Annotated in this window: 13 protein-coding genes and 3 pseudogenes; 8 read left to right on the top strand and 8 right to left on the bottom strand. The window is 73.4% G+C overall.

Going from position 1 to position 15,647, the window contains the following annotated elements; all coding sequences use genetic code 11:
• The first annotated feature begins 103 nt into the window (after positions 1 to 103).
• Complete coding sequence (locus ACFY8W_RS02510; protein ID WP_391099212.1) at positions 104 to 3,088, top strand: BTAD domain-containing putative transcriptional regulator; 2,985 nt, start codon at positions 104 to 106, stop codon at positions 3,086 to 3,088.
• Positions 3,089 to 3,674: 586 nt separating this feature from the next.
• A complete protein-coding gene (locus tag ACFY8W_RS02515) occupies positions 3,675 to 4,427 on the top strand; it encodes a hypothetical protein (protein ID WP_391099214.1) in 753 nt (250 codons plus the stop codon).
• A gap of 493 nt (positions 4,428 to 4,920) precedes the next feature.
• Here ACFY8W_RS02515 and ACFY8W_RS02520 read toward each other — a convergent pair.
• Positions 4,921 to 5,429: pseudogene (locus ACFY8W_RS02520) on the bottom strand (GNAT family N-acetyltransferase).
• A 171-nt stretch (positions 5,430 to 5,600) separates the two neighbouring features.
• Between ACFY8W_RS02520 and ACFY8W_RS02525 the strand changes: the two are divergent.
• Positions 5,601 to 6,584: a phosphotransferase gene (locus ACFY8W_RS02525; protein ID WP_391099216.1), complete on the top strand. Its 984-nt coding sequence runs from the start codon at positions 5,601 to 5,603 to the stop codon at positions 6,582 to 6,584.
• Between the two features lie 112 nt (positions 6,585 to 6,696).
• On the opposite strand, the gene ACFY8W_RS02530 is transcribed toward ACFY8W_RS02525, so the two are convergent.
• Positions 6,697 to 7,086 (bottom strand): hypothetical protein, encoded by a 390-nt coding sequence (locus tag ACFY8W_RS02530; protein WP_391099219.1) that lies wholly within the window; start codon positions 7,084 to 7,086, stop codon positions 6,697 to 6,699.
• Between the two features lie 31 nt (positions 7,087 to 7,117).
• Positions 7,118 to 8,047, bottom strand: a complete 930-nt coding sequence (locus ACFY8W_RS02535) for a LysR substrate-binding domain-containing protein (RefSeq protein WP_391099221.1) — start codon at positions 8,045 to 8,047, stop codon at positions 7,118 to 7,120.
• 114 nt (positions 8,048 to 8,161) lie between these two features.
• Between ACFY8W_RS02535 and ACFY8W_RS02540 the strand changes: the two are divergent.
• Together ACFY8W_RS02540 and ACFY8W_RS02545 are read left to right on the top strand one after the other, a co-directional pair.
• A pseudogene (locus tag ACFY8W_RS02540) lies at positions 8,162 to 8,521 on the top strand (dihydrodipicolinate synthase family protein); the annotation flags it as partial.
• Between the two features lie 19 nt (positions 8,522 to 8,540).
• Positions 8,541 to 8,729: pseudogene (locus ACFY8W_RS02545) on the top strand (hypothetical protein); the annotation flags it as partial.
• Here the strand turns inward: ACFY8W_RS02545 and ACFY8W_RS02550 are convergent.
• Complete coding sequence (locus ACFY8W_RS02550; protein WP_391101678.1) at positions 8,661 to 9,695, bottom strand: MerR family transcriptional regulator; 1,035 nt, start codon at positions 9,693 to 9,695, stop codon at positions 8,661 to 8,663. The pseudogene ACFY8W_RS02545 and the gene ACFY8W_RS02550 sit on opposite strands and share 69 nt — an antisense overlap.
• Positions 9,696 to 9,783: 88 nt before the next feature.
• On the bottom strand, positions 9,784 to 10,407 hold the full coding sequence (locus ACFY8W_RS02555; RefSeq protein WP_391099223.1) for a hypothetical protein: 624 nt from the start codon (positions 10,405 to 10,407) through the stop codon (positions 9,784 to 9,786).
• Positions 10,408 to 10,500: 93 nt separating this feature from the next.
• On the opposite strand from ACFY8W_RS02555, the gene ACFY8W_RS02560 reads away from it, so the two are divergent.
• Positions 10,501 to 12,009, top strand: a complete 1,509-nt coding sequence (locus ACFY8W_RS02560) for an alpha/beta fold hydrolase (protein ID WP_391099225.1) — start codon at positions 10,501 to 10,503, stop codon at positions 12,007 to 12,009.
• A 232-nt stretch (positions 12,010 to 12,241) separates the two neighbouring features.
• Here the strand turns inward: ACFY8W_RS02560 and ACFY8W_RS02565 are convergent, their stop codons facing one another.
• Positions 12,242 to 12,646, bottom strand: a complete 405-nt coding sequence (locus tag ACFY8W_RS02565; protein ID WP_391099228.1) for a PLDc N-terminal domain-containing protein — start codon at positions 12,644 to 12,646, stop codon at positions 12,242 to 12,244.
• Between the two features lie 416 nt (positions 12,647 to 13,062).
• Between ACFY8W_RS02565 and ACFY8W_RS02570 the strand changes: the two genes are divergently transcribed.
• Both ACFY8W_RS02570 and ACFY8W_RS02575 read left to right on the top strand, forming a co-directional pair.
• The gene (locus ACFY8W_RS02570; RefSeq protein WP_391099230.1) at positions 13,063 to 13,701 is read left to right on the top strand and encodes a CBS domain-containing protein; all 639 of its coding nucleotides are present in this window, start codon (positions 13,063 to 13,065) and stop codon (positions 13,699 to 13,701) included.
• A gap of 51 nt (positions 13,702 to 13,752) precedes the next feature.
• Positions 13,753 to 14,451, top strand: a complete 699-nt coding sequence (locus ACFY8W_RS02575) for a response regulator (protein ID WP_391099233.1) — start codon at positions 13,753 to 13,755, stop codon at positions 14,449 to 14,451.
• Positions 14,452 to 14,482: 31 nt separating this feature from the next.
• On the opposite strand, the gene ACFY8W_RS02580 is transcribed toward ACFY8W_RS02575, so the two are convergent.
• Both ACFY8W_RS02580 and ACFY8W_RS02585 read right to left on the bottom strand, forming a co-directional pair.
• Positions 14,483 to 14,623 carry a hypothetical protein gene (locus ACFY8W_RS02580; RefSeq protein WP_391099235.1) on the bottom strand — a complete coding sequence of 47 codons (141 nt, stop codon included), beginning with the start codon at positions 14,621 to 14,623 and terminating at the stop codon, positions 14,483 to 14,485.
• The gene (locus ACFY8W_RS02585; protein WP_391099238.1) at positions 14,620 to 15,522 is read right to left on the bottom strand and encodes a universal stress protein; all 903 of its coding nucleotides are present in this window, start codon (positions 15,520 to 15,522) and stop codon (positions 14,620 to 14,622) included. Before ACFY8W_RS02585 ends, ACFY8W_RS02580 begins: the two co-directional genes overlap by 4 nt.
• Between the last annotated feature and the right edge of the window lie 125 nt (positions 15,523 to 15,647).

The following is a 15,647-nucleotide window of genomic DNA, read 5'->3' on the forward strand; positions in this document are numbered from 1 at the left end:
CTCCGTCCGCCCCGGCATACGAATCCGGCCTCCTGCCGAAAGGCCTGGTCGACGGGTTGGTGATACTGGGAGACCCACGGATCGAGGCAAGAAGGAGGGCCGGGTGGAGTTCCGCCTGCTCGGAACGGTGGCGATCACTACCGAGGCGGGTGAGTTGCCGCTCGGCCCCGCCAAGCGGCGCAGCGTGCTCGCCGCGCTGCTCCTGCGCGCGAACGCGGTCGTGCCCGTCGACCGGCTCATCGACACGGTCTGGGCCGAGTGCCCGCCGGCGCGCGCCCGTACGGTCGTCCAGGGACACGTCTCCCGGCTCCGGGCGCTGTTCGAGCAGGGCGGCGCGGACGACTACGGAGTGGAGCTCGCCACCCGGGCCCAGGCCTACGAGCTGCGCATGCCGGACCATCTGCTCGACACCCACCGGTTCGAGGAGATGGTCCAGCTCGCGGGGCACCAGAAGCACCCCGGCGACGCGGTCCTGATGCTCCGCGAGGCCCTGGCGCTGTGGCGGGGCCCGGCCCTGACCGGCACGGTGGCGAGCGAGCCGCTCCTGGGCGCGGCGCACGCCCTCGAGGAGACCCGGCTGGTCACGGTCGAGCAGCTCGCGGCGGCGTACGGCCGGCTCGGCGAGCACACCAAGGCGGCGGCGGTGCTGCGCGCCGAGGCCGCAGCCCACCCGCTGCGCGAGTCCCTCACGGCCGCGCTGATGCTGTCCCTCTACCGGACGGGCCACCAGTCCGACGCCCTGGACTGCTACCACCGCACCCGCACGCTGCTCGCCGACGAGCTCGGCGTCGACCCGGGACCGGCCCTCCGCGCCGCCTACGAGGCCGTCCTGCGCGGCGGGATCCCGGGCCTGATCCGCGGCGGAATGCCCCGTGGGGCGCCGGACGTGGCACCGGGTGCGGCGCCGCCGCACCCCGGGAGCCCTGCCCCCGAGCGGCTCGCCTCCGACCGTACGCCCGCCGGACACGCCGACGGCGAGACCGGCGCGAGGGATGCCGGGGCCGGGTCCGAAGCCGCCCGGACGGACGGTATCCCGCTTTCCCCGGCCGCGGGCGGCGCCGTGGACGCGTCGCCAGGCCGGGTCGGCACCGTCGCGCAGCCGCCGGGAGCGCCGGTCCCGGCATGGGCCGAGGCCACCGCCGGAACGGGCGCCCTCGGCGGCGGAGCCGCGGCGCTGCCCGCACCCGACCTGCTGCCCCGTACACCGCGCGGGTTCCTGGGCCGCGAGCGGGAACTCGCGGCGCTGGACGCGGCGGTCGACGCCGCGCGGGTCGCGATCGTCACCGGCCCGGCGGGCGTCGGGAAGACCGCGCTCGCCCTGCACTGGGCGCATCTGAGGGCGGAGCGGTTCGCGGACGGCGTGCTCTACGCCGACCTGCGGGGTTTCAGCCCCGACGAGGGGCTCGACGCCGCCGATGTACTGCGCGAGTTCCTGCCCGCGCTCGGCGTGCCGCCGCGCCAGGTACCGGAGTCGCCCACGGCCGCCGCCGCGCTGTACCGGTCGCTGACCGAGGACCGTGCCGTGCTCGTCGTCCTGGACAACGTGCGCGGCGCCGACGAGGCCAGGCCGCTGCTGCCCGCAGGGGCCCGCGGTGCCGCCGTCGTCACCTCGCGGCTGCGGCTCGGCGGCCTCGTGGTGACGGAGCTGGCCCGGCCGGTTCCGCTCGGCGTCCTCGGCCTCGAGGAGTCGGCGGCGCTGCTCGCGGCGGCGGTGGGGGCCGACCGGGTGGCCGCCGAACCGGCCGCCGCGCACCGGCTGGCCGCGCTCTGCGACGGCCTGCCGCTCGCCCTGCGGGTCACAGCCGCCCAGCTGGCCGCCCGCCCGCACTGGCGGCTCGCCGACCTGGCCGCCGAACTCGCCGACGAGCAGCGGCGGCTCGCCCTGCTCTCGGTGGACGGTTCCGGAGGCGGCGAAGGCCAGGGCGTGCCGGCCGCGCTGCGCCTCACCGTGCAGGGGCTACCGGACGAGGCGGCCCTGCTGTTCCGGCAGCTGGGGGCGCTGCCGGGGCAGGACCTCGACCGGCACGCGGCGGCCGCGCTGCTCGACCGGCCGCCGGCGGTCGCCGCGGAGGCGCTGGACCGGCTCTGCGACGCTCATCTGCTCACCGAGTACGCGCCGGGCCGGCACACCCTGCACGATCTCGTACGGCTCTACGCCCGCGGCCTCCACCCGGACGAGGAGGCGCTGCTGCGACTGCTCGACCACTACACGCTGACCGCGATGGCCGCGGCGCGTGCCGCCGAGCCCGACGACCTGCCGTGCTGCGCCGTGCCGCCGGACGTGCGCAGGCCCTCCGCGCTCCCGCACTTCGCGGGCCGCGACGCGGCGTTGCTCTGGTACGCGGCCGAGCGCGACAACCTCGCCGCCGCGGTGGCCGCCGCCCGTGCGGCGGGCCGCCACGACCGGGCCTGGCGGCTCGCGCTGCTCCAGTGGCCGTACATGCTGTGGAACAGCCACGACGGCTGGGTGCCGCTCCTGGAGGCGGGTGTCGACTCGGCCGCCCGCGAGGACGATCCGGACGCCGAGTCCCGGGCCCGGGCCCTGCTCGGCTGGCTGCTCACCCAGGACGGACGGGTTCCCGAGGCCCTGGTGCACCTGCGTCTGGCGCCGGAACTGGCCGCCCGCGCGGGCGACGCGTCCAGCGAGGCGACCGCGCTGGTCAACCTGGCGGTGGCACTCGACACGACCGGCGTGACCCCGGAGTCCCTGGCGCACACCGCCCGCGCCGCCGCTCTCGTACGGGACGGCGACGACGTGATCACCGAGCTGCTCGCCCTGGAGCACCGCTCGCGGCAGCTGCTCGCGGCGGGCGATCCGGCCGGTGCGCTCTCCTGCGCGCACCACGGGCTCAAGCTGGACGGCGACACCGTCAACGGCCTGCTGGGCCTGCGCCACGGCATGCTGACGGCCACGGCGGGCGCGGCCCTGCTGGCCCTGGGACGCACCGCCGAAGCGGAAGCGACCCTGACGAGGGCACGGGAGCTGGGCCTGACCCACGCCCACCAGGAGACCGTCCACCGCGCGGAGACCCACCTGCGGCACCTGCGCACCCCGGAGACGGCGGCGTGCCGGGGCGCGGGCGGCTAGGGCGCGTCTTCCGGATCTTGCCGGCGTCCCGACGCCCGTCCTGACTCAGGTCACTAGGTCTGTCGTCAAATGTCACGCCCACATCAGGAGTGACGCGAGGGCGACGGCTGCTCCGTACGACTGGGCGGTCTTGTCGTACCGGGGGGCCATGCCGCGCCACTGCTTGAGGCGGTCGAAGCAGCGTTCCACCACGTTGCAGTGTCTGTATGCCTGGCGGTCGAAGGCCGGCGGGCGGCCTCCGCGGCTGCCGTCGCCGGCTCGGTTGCGGACCTGAACGGCCCGTTGGGCCGAGTGTGTGTCTCGGTGAGTTCTGGAAGCGCGTCGCTGCTTGCGCATGCCCTTCTCGTGTGCGTCACCTTCCGGCTGGCTCTGGGTGAACGCTGCCGTCCGTACCGGCGGGTCCGTACTGTCGTCTGTACGTCGCGGGTACAGGGAGGCTGAGGCGATGTCAGGGTCATGGCACTTCTCGGGGGCGGTGCCGCCGTCCTCGCATGTCGGATGGCGACCGATACCGCCGCCTCCGCTCCCGGGGGTCGGGGAGGTTCTGCGTAGCGCGTCCCGGGTTTTGGGCAGGACCTGGCTGCCGTTGCTGGGGGCCCTGCTGCTGTCGGAGCTGGCGGTGTTCGCAGTGGTCGTGGCCGCAGGCCTCGGCATATTCGTGCTTCGCGGCGCGCCCGACGTATTGGAGTACGGTGGTGACTGGGACCACGTGCTGGATGTCCTGCTGATTTTCTTCTTGCCTGTTGGCCTGGGATTCTACTTAGTCCAGGGTGTGGTGAGCTCTCTGGCGTCCGCCCTGGCCGAGCACGTCGCGAGGGGCATGCGGGTCAGCGTGATCGGGCTTCTCGGGGCGAGCACGCCCAAGGTGCCCGGTGCCGTCGGAGGCTACTTGCTGACGGTGTTCCTGTTTCCCTTGCTGGTCACCCCGCTGGCGCCGTTGTTGGCCCGGCCATGGGTACTGTTCACGCTCGCACCGTCCATCATGGCCCACGACGGGGTAGGCATGCTCCAAGCTCTGCGCCGGGCCTCGCATCTGGTCAAAGGAGTGTGGTGGCCGGTGTTCACGACCCTTGCGGTCGCGGCGATGGTCACGTTCGGCGCGGACGTGGCAGTGGGATTCATACCCTTCGACTCGATGGTGAACGGGTTTGGGGATGGAGACGAGTCCATCGGTGTCACAGACGCCTCCTTGTTCTACGGCCTCATCATCGGAGCCATCACCGTGTTCATCAGCGCTCTGATGTTCCAAATCGCCTTCCTTCACCTCGTCGGTGACCAGATCTGCGCAGGACTACGCAGACGCCGTGCTGTCCTGACCCAGCCACAGGGGCACGGGTAAGTCCCCCGCTGCGGTGACCCAGGCCGCGTCTTCCGCCTCACGCTCCGGAACGATTCGACGGCAGCCCGCTCGCCACGCCGTCGGCGCCACCCAAGCCGTAGGTGTGGTGTCCAGCAGTTTCCACTTCTGGCCGATATCTCCAGCCTCCGAAGCCGGAAGTGTTGCCAGCGCTCGCCTACAACCGTTCTCGCACCTCGGTTCTGGCACAGATCTTGGGGAGCCGTCGTGGAGCGTTACCTCGATGCTCGATTGCGAGGGACTGTTCGCCGGGTGCCGACGAACGAGCTCAGTCACGTACGGATGGACGTGCCGACTTCCTGACGTACCGAGGGTTGATCGTGGTCAGTCTGCTGCCGGCCTGTGAAGGGTGGCGGAGGGCGGCCGACTGCCGGCACGGTCGGCGGTGAGGCGGGGCTGCTCGTAGGTACGGGAACTCTCTGAATGCCTCCCGCCCTCGGGGTCCGCGTGGTCCCCGGCGTGCTGCGGACCCGTATCAGACCAGGTCGGTGCGAGGGTCGACAGCCCAGTGGTTCGTTTGCAGGACTCGACCGGCGAAGGGCACGACTTGCCTGCCCAGGAATCGGAAGCCGAGGGCGCGGCAGATGCCGTTGGACGGGGCGTTGGTTGTTGCGGGGAATGCGTGGATCAGCCCCCACCGGCCGTCGTCGCGGGCCGGCTCAAGCAGCGTGCGGACGCCCTGCTTTCCGAGTCCCCGTCCCTGGTACTCCGGCAGCACCATCCAGCCGATCTCGGAGATGCGCTCGCCGTCCGCGTCATGGGGCCACAAGGTCACGGTTCCTGCGACCACGTCCAGCTCGGCCTCGTTGGGCACGATCATCTTCGTCCAGTCGGTGTCCGCTGCCGCCCGCTGGACATCACGCTGGAGCTTTGCCTCCATGCATTCGCGAGGCAGCGGCCGCCCAGCCCGGCCATCATGACCGCGTCGCATCGCATGCGGACGTGGGCATCCACGTCGCGGTACTCGACATCACGTAGCAGCATCTGTGTTGCTCCCTTGCCTTCGGGTTCAGACGTCATGCCGGCGGCGGCTGACCTCGGCCGCGTAGGCGCCCCAGTCCCCGGCGGCGGCTTGCTGCCATTCAACGGCGACGGTGATGCCGGTGCCGAGGGTGCGAGCGAGGACGGCAGCGGGCGGGCGGATAGTCTGCCTCCGTGGGTTCGGGTGAGGGGGTCGACGACATCGGCACGGATCTTGACAGCCAGGGCTGGGGTGCCACGCGCTCCTGGGTGGAGAAGGGGCTGTCCGAGGCGGAGCGCATCGAGAAGGCCGCGCGGCTGCACGGCGGCTGGACGTCGGAGATGCGCCGCCTGGACCTCTGTGGTCCGGGTGGTCGACGCTCACTCGTCCTGCGATCCTTCGTCAAGCCTTTCTTCGTTCGGCATGCGGAGGGTCTGCTGACCCGTGAGGCGACCATCCTGCGCCTGCTCGGTGACACGGACGTGCCCGCGGCCTCGCTCGTGGCGGTGGATGCGACGGCGCAGTGCTGCGACCATCCCTCCTTGTTGATGTCTCTTCTGCCGGGGACCGTGCGCTTGAGCGATGCGGGTGCTGATGCCCGCGCTGAACTGCTGGCGCGACAGCTGGTGCGTATCCATCAGCTGCCGGTGACCGCGCAACAGCGGCCTCGCGACTACCAGCCCTGGGCCTCTCCTGAGCAAGTGACTCTGCCCGCAGCCACCGAGCGTCCTGAGCTCTGGCAGCGGGCTGTCGACGTCATCCGCAGCGAGCCGCCGGTCTATCAGGGGTGCTTCCTGCACCGGGACTTCCATCCCGGCAACGTCCTCTTCACAGGCACCGACGATGATCCTCAGGTCAGTGGGATCGTCGACTGGGTGGAAACCTCGTGGGGGCCGGCCGACTTGGACGTGGCTCATTGCTCGACGGCCCTCGCCCTGCTGCACGGGGTTTCCGCGGGCATGCGCTTCGCCGATCGCTACGTCGCCGCGGGAGGAACCCTGGCCGAAGACGGCACCGCCCATCTCTACTGGCGGCTGCTGGACGCGCTGGGATTCGCTCCGGACGCGGAGAAGGTCGCTGTTCCCTGGCGTGAACTGGGCCGCGTCGATCTGACAGCCAGTGTCCTGACTCAAAGGCTGGAGGAATACATGGAATCCCTTTTCAGCCGCTTTGCCTGAACCGTCATTCCTGGGAGAAGCCGCCACCTTCCTACGCCCGCCGCGCGGGCCGCGACTCCGTTTCCATCGCCGACCAGGGCGGCCGGACACGCCACTCCCGCTCGATGCTGGGCTACATGCGGCGGGAGGACGGCTGGGACGACAACGCCGCCGCCGGCCTTGCCTGACCGATCCCGCCCGGCCCGTCACCCCCGCCCGTGCGAGCGTGGTCGAATCCGAAGAGCGCGGCGGGCTCGCCGCCCGGCCCCGACATGTCGTGGATCTCCTGGAGCGGGCCGATCCTGCTGACGGACGCCCCCGCCAGCCCGGCCTCGCACCAGAACGCGATGGGGTAGTGGGCGACCACCTTGGCGACGGCGCCCATTCCTAGAGGGGTGGCCTGGGCGAGGCGCACGAGGTCGGCGGGGAGCGCGCCGACGAAGTCGATGCGCTCCAGCGCCAGGGCCGGGGGCGCCGTCAGGACGGCCTGCCCCGCGTGGAGTGTGCCGGCCGGGGTGAGCAAGCGGAGGCCGCGTCGGCCATTCGGGCCCTCCTCAGGAGGCGCTGCCCGTGGCGCCCACCGCTGTTCGCGCCGCCGCCACAAAGGCCGCGATCGCCGGATGGGTGCCGCCGCCTGCCCGGAAGGCGACTCTCGACCGGCGGAAGAGCGGCAGCGGGGTCAGGACCACGCCCTCAGGGGCGTGCGCGGTGGCCATTCCTGGTACGAATCCTGCGCCTTGCCCGATGGCGGCCAGCGCCAGGACCGTACGGAAGTCGTTGACCTGGTGGCGGATGCGCGGCTGGAATCCGGCCGCCTGACAGGCTCGTACGGCCATCGCGTGCCCGGTCGTGCCCTCCCGGGCGGTGATCCAGGCGGACGTGGCCCACGGTCCGAGCAGCTCCGCCAGCGTCCCGCCGCCGGCGGCGGGACCGGTAGCGGGAGCGCTGTCGGCGGCGGCGGTGGCCAGGTACATCGGTTCCTCCAGCAGGGGCACTTGGTCCATCGTGGCGTCCGGTGTGGCGGGCACGAAGTCGTAGTCGTGGACGAGGGCCACGTCGAGTTCGCCGGCGCGCAGGCCGTCGGAGACTCGCGCCGAGTCGATCTCCTGCAGCATCGGTTCCAGTGCGGGATGCCGCAGGGCCAGTTCGGCAAGCGTGCCGGGCACGATCGCGGGGCCACCGGAGGGAAACGTCCCGATCCGCAGCGGCCCTCGGACGCCCTCGCGCGCCCCGGCCAGCTGAGAGACCGCCAGCTCGAGGCGTTCGAGAACGGCGTCGGCATGGGTGACGAGGGTACGGCCGGCGGGCGTGAGAACCACCCTTCTGCCGCTTCGCTCCAGCAGGGGTACGCCTGCCTCGCGCTCAAGCACGCTCAGCTGCTGGGAGACGGCCGAGGCGGTGAAGGACAGGGCCTCGGCGACGGCCGCGATGGTGCCGCGTCGTTCCAGTTCGCGCAGTAGGTGAAGACGTCGGACATCGAGCATAAGTTGATCTTACGTTTCAGCCTAGAAACATGAGGTGGTTCTGCGTGTTTGCGTTGGCCCGGCTGGGCGCGTGAAGCCCGAACCGAACCTCACCGGAGCCTGTTCGTCCCCTTGGTGACCCCGTTCACCGACGACCTGTGCCTCGACCCGGACGCGCTCGCCTGCCTCGCCCACGATGCCGTGTCGGCCGGCGGCGCTCGCGGACTCGTCGCCCTGGGCACCACCGCGGAGGCGGCCACGCTGACCACCGAGGAGAAGCAGGCCGTGGTCCGCATCTGCTCGGCCGCCTGCCGGGCACACGGAGCCCCACTGATCGTCGGCGTCGGCACCAACGACACCGCCGCCGCCATCGCCACGCTGCGGGAGCTGACTCAGAGCGGTGACGTCACCGCGGCGCTGGTTCCCGCGCCGCCTTACACCCGGCCCGGTGAGGCGGGAACGCTGGCGCACTTCAAGGCACTTGCCGAACACGGGGGCCTGCCGCTGGTCGTCCATGACGTCCCGTACCGCACCGGGCAGCCCCTCAGCATCAGCGCTGAACACGCTCGGCGACCTGCCGGAGGTCATCGGGGTCAAGTACGCGACCGGTGCGATCGACGCAGCCGCGATGAAACTACTCGGCTCGTCGGAGCCGGGCTTCGCGGTGCTCGGCGGCGATGACGTCGTCATCTCGCCGCTGCTCGCGGCGGGCGCCCACGGCGGCATCCTGGCGTCGGCCAACAGGGGCCCCGCGCAGGTCCGACTTCAGGTCCCGGCACAGGCGGCCGTGGACGGCTCCGAGGGTGGGGCCGTCCGCGGTCCCGCGGAGTTCGCCGGCGAGCTGCCAGTAACGGCCGATCAGCGGATCGGCGCCGGCGACGAGGAGTCCGGCGAGACGGCGGCGGAAGGCCGCGGTGTCGGGCACGCCGAGCGCGTCGGCGTAGGCGGCCACGAAGCGGTCAAGGGCCTGCCCGCCCGGGCCCCGCGGACGTCCTTCGGCCGATGCGGTCACGGCCCGGGCCGATGCGGTCGCCTCCGGTTCGGCGGCGGCCAGTTCGTACGCCTCGGCGAGCCCGGCGTAGAGCGCGACCGGCCGGTGGTCCACGCCCGCCAGGTGGACGGGGGGTGCGGGCGCCGCGGCGACCAGCTCGTGCAGCCGCGCGAAGGCCAGCACCTGCGCCGGTGTGGGGTCGTCCGGCGGCTGCGGCACGGCCGCCTCCACGACGGAGGCCGCGAGCCGTGCCGGGAACCGTACGGGCAGGGTGCGCCGCCAGAACCGGGCGAGCGGCGTCGTGTCGGGCGGTGTGGACATCCCGCCGAGCAGCCGGAGCCGTTCGGCCCGCTCGGCCGGAGCGCAGTCCTGGAGGAGCCGCAGCGAGGCCTCGTGCCAGCGGAGCGCGGTGAGCCGGCCGCCGACCTCGCGCAGTCGGCGCGCGACGACGTCCTCGAGCGCGTCGTCCCGGTCGAGGACCCGGCCCACGTCGGTCACCGGCAGGTCGAGGGTGCGCAGCGAGCGGATCAGCAGCAGCCGCTCCAGGGCCGGAGGCCCGTAGCGCCGGTGCCCGCCGCCGGTGCGGCCGGCCTCGGGCAGCAGACCCCGGTCGGAGTAGAAGCGGACGGTCTTGACGGTGGTCCCGGCGCGCTCGGCGAGTTCGCCGATGCTCCACAGATCTCCGCTGGATCCCCCGCCACGTTCCGCGCCGGATCCCCTGACGGGCTCCGGGCCGGCCCCGGCGCCTCGCCGCCCGTCGCCGGGGCTACTCACTGAGACCCACGACGGCCCAGCCCCTGCGGGCCGCCTCCGTGAGGATCAGACCCCAGTCCCGCAGCAGCAGTTCGAACGCGCCGAACTCGCCCACCCAGCCGGTGGGATCGGCGGCGTGGGCGTCGAACGGCGCCCGCAGCACGCCGAGTCCGGGGGGCCGCCGCGCCGCCCGGTCCCAGGCGGCGGCGAGTTCCCGCACGCCGGACGGCGTCCGCGCGAGGAGCACACCGTAGGCCTCGGGCCCGTCCCCGAACACCTCGGGCTGGACGCGGAGTTCGACTCCCTCCGGACCGTCCCAGATCAGACCGCGCAGCACGGTGTCCAGGTCGGCGCGCAGCGCCCGGTCGACGTGGTCGCGGACGTCCTCCCAGCGGCTGCCGGCCCAGAAGTGCGGCTTGAAGGAGCCGGTGGTGCGCGTGAACTCGTAGAGGGCGAAGCGGTCCCGGTGCGGACCGCGCGGCAGGACCCAGCCGCCGTCGACGACCGGCGCGTCGGCTTCCCAGAAACCGGTCGCGTCGTCGTACCAGGCGTCACGCAGCAGCCGCGGTCGCTCCCGGGCGGGGGCCGCGCCCAGCCACGACCAGTCGGCGATCAGCACCGTGATGTCCAGACCCATGGGCACGAGCCTACGACGACTTGAACCTCCCCCAGCGGGAGTTCCTACGGTGCCCCGCGTACGGAGCGGACGGGACGAGGAGAGGAACGTGCGATGACCGCTTTCGTGTTGGTGTCGGGGCCCTTCACCGGCGGGTGGGTCTGGGAGGAGACCGCGGCGCGGCTCCGGAGGGCCGGGGCCGCCGCGTACCCGGTGACGCTCACCGGCATGGCGGGCGACGAAGGGCAGGCGGCCGACGGCGCACCGGCGGCAGGGATCGATCTGGAGACGCACGTCGAGGACGTGGTGAGGGCGGTCGACGGGGCGGCGGCCGACGGTCACGGCCGGGTGGTGCTCGTCGGCCACGACTACGGGATCCACCCGGTGCTCGGTGCCGCCGACCGGCGGCCGGGGCGGGCTGCCCGGGTGGTGTACCTCGACGCGGGCATGCCGGCGGACGGCGATCCGGCGAGCGCCTTCGTGCCGGATCCGTCCGCGGTGGGACAGGCGGACGGGGCCGGCCGGGTTCCGGCGCCCTCGGGTGCGGGCTGGGCGCGTTGGGGCAGTACGGAGGGGCTGACCGAGGAGGCCCTCGCGCGGCTCGACCGGCTGGCCGTGGCGCAGCCGGTGCGGACCCTCACCCGGCCGCTGCGGCTGACGGGCAGCCCGTTCGACCGGCCGGTGACGGGCGTGCTGTGCACGGCGAACGGCGGGTCGATCTCCATGGTCGAGATGCTGGTGGCGTCGGGGCCGCGCCGCTTCCGGGCGCTCGCCGGTCCCGACGTGGGCTTCTTCGAACTCCCCACCGGGCACTGGCCGATGCTCTCGGCTCCCGGCCCGCTCGCCGAGGTGCTGCTGCGGGCGGCGGCCGGCGAGGGCGTGCGCGTGGAGCTCCCCGGCTCCGCACGCGGCGCCGACGGCGGCTCCTTCCCGCTCGACGTGCCGGAGCGCCCGCGCGAGCGCCGGGGCCGGGTGGACCTCCACCTCCCGGAGGCCGAAGGGCCGCGCCCCGCCGTGCTGTTCGTGCACGGGGGCCCGGTCGCCGCGGACGAGCGGCCGACGCCCCGGGACACGCCGTTCTTCCTCGGCTACGGCCGCCACGCCGCGGGCCTCGGTCTGGTCGGGGCGACCCTGGACCACCGGCTCCACGGTCTCGCGGACTATCCACGGGCGGCGGACGACCTCGCCGAGGCGGTGGAGCTGGTGCGCGCGGACCCGCGGGTCGACGCGGACCGGATCGCCCTGTGGTTCTTCTCGGCCGGAGGCCTGCTCGCGGCCGACTGGCTGGCGGCCCCGCCGCCGTGGCTGCGCTGCGTGGCCCTGAACTATCCCGCCCTCGCGCCGCTGCCGGACTGGCGCCCGGTGGAGGCCCGGTTCCGCCCGGCGGACCGGGTGACGGCGGCGTCCCCGCCGGTCGTGCTGACCAGGGCGGGCCTGGAGCACCCGGGGTTCCAGACGACGGTCGACCACTTCCTCGCGGTCGCGCAGGAGGCGGGCGCCGAGGTCGAACTGATCGACGTCCCCACGGCCCGCCACGGCTTCGAGGCCGTCGACCACACCGCGGAGACCCGCGCCGCGGTGGAACGGGCGGCGTGGTCGGTGCGCGCGCGGCTGACGGGGTGACCGCGCGGGGCGGCTGCCTTGGGAGGAGACGGTGAGCCCGCCGCCCGGCGCGGGCCCGGTCGTCAGCGTCGCCCCTGGGCGAAGTCACCCCTGGGCGAACGGGGCGCCGTGGCCGTCGGAGTGCCTGCCGTCGACGGCAGGCACTCCGACGAACCGTGGCCTCGGGCGCCTTCGGCCGCACGGCGTGCAGCGCCGCCGCCGCGACCACCGCGGCCGGCACCACGCCCCGGCCTCAGCCCGCGAGCACCTTCTCCTTGGCCCGCGCGTACTCCTCGGCCGTGATGTCGCCGTGCTCCTTGAGCTCGGCGAGCTTCGCCAGCTGGTCGGCGTGACCGGTGCCGGCCGGTGTCTCGGTCGCGGTGGCGGCGGCCCGGATGTACTCCTGGAACTCCCGCTCGTTCGTGCGTGCCCGTTGCAGCTCGCGCTGTCCCATGCCCTTGCCGCGGGCGATGAGGTAGACGAAGCACCCGAGGAACGGCAGGAGGACGACGAAGGCGGTCCATCCGGCCTTGCCCCAGCCGTTCATGGTGTCGTCGCGGAAGATGTCCCCGATGATGCGGAACAGCAGCATGAACCACAGGACCCAGAGGAAGACCCACATGATGGTCCAGAAGGTGTTCAGGAGCGGATAGTCCACGGTTCTCTCCTCTCGCGCTGCCGCGAGTCACCGGCGGCCCGTGGCGATGAACCGCCAGGGGAACTGGGCAGGCGCTCGTGGCGGACCCCGCCCGGAGCGCTTCTCCGGTGACACCGGGCGTGAATCCGCCACTCCACGATCGCACGGCCGAATGCCGACCGCATGCCGCCTGCCGGGACCGTGGAGCACGGTCGCGCGCCCCGCTCCAGGGACCACCGGCACGTTCGCCGCCGGACGGGCCGAGCAGTACCCGCAAGGGGGGCCGTCCAGCCCTCCTCCCGGCGCGGGCCCGGGCTCAGACTGGGAGCAGGAGACGACGACGAGGAGGGCCGGTCCTCCGCCCGTACGTCGGACCTCCGGGCCCGTACCACGGCGCCATGTGAACCGCGCCCCGATCTTCGCCGCAGGAGGACGTCATGCCCGCATCGCCCTACACCGTCAGTGACGTCATGACCCACACCGCCATCGCGGTCGGCCGTGACGCGCCCTACAAGCAGATCGTCGCGCTCCTGGACGAGTGGAAGGTGAGCGCGCTGCCCGTCCTCGAGGGAGAGGGGCGTGTCGTCGGGGTCGTGTCGGAGGCGGATCTCCTTCCGAAGGAGGAGTTCCGGGACGTGGAGCCCCGCCCGGACGAGTTCGGCGACGCGGCCAAGGCGGGAGCCCTTCGGGCCGGTGAGCTCATGTCGACCCCGGCCGTGACCGTCCACCCGGATGCCACGCTCGCCGAGGCGGCGCGGATCATGGCCAAGCGGAGGGTGAAGCGGCTGCCCGTGGTCAACGGCCTCGGGATGCTGGAGGGCGTCGTCAGCCGGAGCGACCTGCTCAAGGTGTTCCTCCGCCCGGACGACGAGATCGAGGAGGAGATCCGCCGTTCCATCCTCGCCGAGCCGGCCGCCCCGGCCGGGCTGGACATCTCCGTACGGGAGGGCGTGGCCACCGTCCGTGGCGCGCTCGCCGACCGGTCGCTGGTGCCGCTGCTCGCCCGCGCCGTACGGGCGGTGGAGGGTGTCGTCGACGTCCGGATGGGTCTCGCAGCCCACGAAGACGCCGCATGACGGACAATCCTTGTGGGGGCGGGTACGAACCCACCGACCGCAGGGATCGCCATGTCCGGTCTGCCGACTTCCGCCACGACCACGCGGGTCTTCCTCGTCGACGATCACGAGGTCGTCCGCCGGGGCCTGCGCGACCTGCTCGACGACGAGCCCGACCTGGAGGTGGTCGGGGAGGCGTCGACGGCGGAGCAGGCCCTGGCACGCGGGCCGGCGCTGCGGCCGGACGTCGCGGTCCTCGACGTGCGGCTGCCGGACGGCGACGGGATCTCCGTCTGCCGGGAACTCCGTTCCCGGATGCCCGAGCTCGCCTGCCTGATGCTGACCTCCTTCGACGACGAGGACGCCCTGCTCGACGCGATCATGGCAGGGGCGGCCGGGTACGTGCTCAAGCAGATCAAGGGGTCCGACCTCGTGTCGGCGGTACGGACCGTGGCCACGGGGCAGTCGATGCTGGATCCGGCCACCACGGCCCGTCTGATGCACTCGCTCCGGGACCCCGAGGCGGCGGAGCCGCCCGAGGACGAACGGCTGGCGGTGCTGTCCGAGCGGGAGCGGTCCGTGCTCGACCTCATCGGCGAGGGGCTCACCAACCGGCAGATCGCCAAGCGGCTCTATCTCTCCGAGAAGACCGTCAAGAACCACATCTCACGGCTGCTCGGCAAACTCGGCGTGGAACGCCGCGTGCAGGCCGCCGTCATCGCCGCGCAGGCCCACGAGCACGACGCCGGGAAGGGCACCCCTTCGCGGTAGCCGCGACGGCCGCCCCGCCGTCACGGCCCGCTCACCCCGCGGGGACGGTGGCCACCGGGAAGCGGGCACGGTGCGGCAGTCCGTGGACCACGGAGCCGACGCGCATCCCCGCGTACCCGCCCCGGCCTCGGCGGCCGACGACGCTCTCGGGTCGGGCCGTGACGCTCGTCATGACGTGCTCCCGTGTCCGGGCCCCTGCCGAGGGATGAGCTCCACGGGGCAGTGGGCGTGCTGCAGCAGGCCGAGCGTGGTCCGTCCGAGGGTGGGGCCGAGATAGCCGGGCGACCGTCGACCGCCGCTGACCAGGAGGTCGGCGTGGCGCGACGCGTCGACGAGGGCACCGGCCACGCTGTGGCTCTTCTGGCCGTCGGCGTGCACGGTGAGGTCCGGGAACTCCTCCCGGACCCGGTCGGAGATCTCCGTCAGCACGTGCACGTGATCGCGGGCGGCTTCCTCGCCACCGTTGCGCAGCACGGCCCGTGAGCCGGCGGACAGCCCCACGCCCCAGACGTGCAGCAGTCTCAGGGGCACCTTCCGCAGCATGGCCTCGCGGGCCGCCGTACGGGCACAGCCCACGTCGGCCTCGTCCCGGACCGCTGCCAGGACGACGCCCGCCTCGGCGGGCTCGGCGGCCCCGCGCACCACGACCACGGGCGTGGTCGCGGCGGCCGCGACCTCCAGGCCGACCGATCCGAGCAGCAGCGCGGAGAATCCGCCGAGGCCGCGGTGGCCGACGACGATCGTGCCGGTCAGGGCGGCGGCCCGGCGCAGACTGCCGGGGGCGGCGCCGTCGGCCAGTTCCGTGACGACCACCAGCCCGGGGTGGCGCGCCGCCACCGCCTCGGCCATCCGGTCGAGCAGTTCCCGCCCCGCCTGCCGGCTCCTGACGATCTCCGCCCTCGTCAGGAACGGGACCGGTGCGTCGGTGTCCGCCGCGTGGACGAGGCAGAGAGGGCTGCCCCGCAGGACCGCCTCCGCCGCCGCCCACATCGCCGCATCCCGTGCGGACGGGGATCCGTCGATGCCGACGACGACCCTGCCGAGGCCGGGACGGCCCGTGGTTCCGCCCATGGCTCCTCCTCACACGGTCCGGGTGCTCCCTTCCATCCTGGCAGCCGGTGCCGGGCGGCCGGAGGGCCGCCGGGGGCAATGACGGGACCAATGGTCCCCACCCGGGCGGCGCCGGCCGCCGGACC

This window comes from Streptomyces sp. NPDC012637 (assembly GCF_042954805.1).
GTDB lineage: Bacteria > Actinomycetota > Actinomycetes > Streptomycetales > Streptomycetaceae > Streptomyces.

Coding starts and splice junctions, on each gene's coding strand:
- ACFY8W_RS02535 (WP_391099221.1), bottom strand. CDS start 8,047: ATGCTCGATGTCCGACGTCTTCACCTACTGCGCGAACTGGAACGACGC.
- ACFY8W_RS02555 (WP_391099223.1), bottom strand. CDS start 10,407: ATGGGTCTGGACATCACGGTGCTGATCGCCGACTGGTCGTGGCTGGGC.
- ACFY8W_RS02560 (WP_391099225.1), top strand. CDS start 10,501: ATGACCGCTTTCGTGTTGGTGTCGGGGCCCTTCACCGGCGGGTGGGTC.
- ACFY8W_RS02570 (WP_391099230.1), top strand. CDS start 13,063: ATGCCCGCATCGCCCTACACCGTCAGTGACGTCATGACCCACACCGCC.
- ACFY8W_RS02575 (WP_391099233.1), top strand. CDS start 13,753: ATGTCCGGTCTGCCGACTTCCGCCACGACCACGCGGGTCTTCCTCGTC.
- ACFY8W_RS02580 (WP_391099235.1), bottom strand. CDS start 14,623: ATGACGAGCGTCACGGCCCGACCCGAGAGCGTCGTCGGCCGCCGAGGC.
- ACFY8W_RS02585 (WP_391099238.1), bottom strand. CDS start 15,522: ATGGGCGGAACCACGGGCCGTCCCGGCCTCGGCAGGGTCGTCGTCGGC.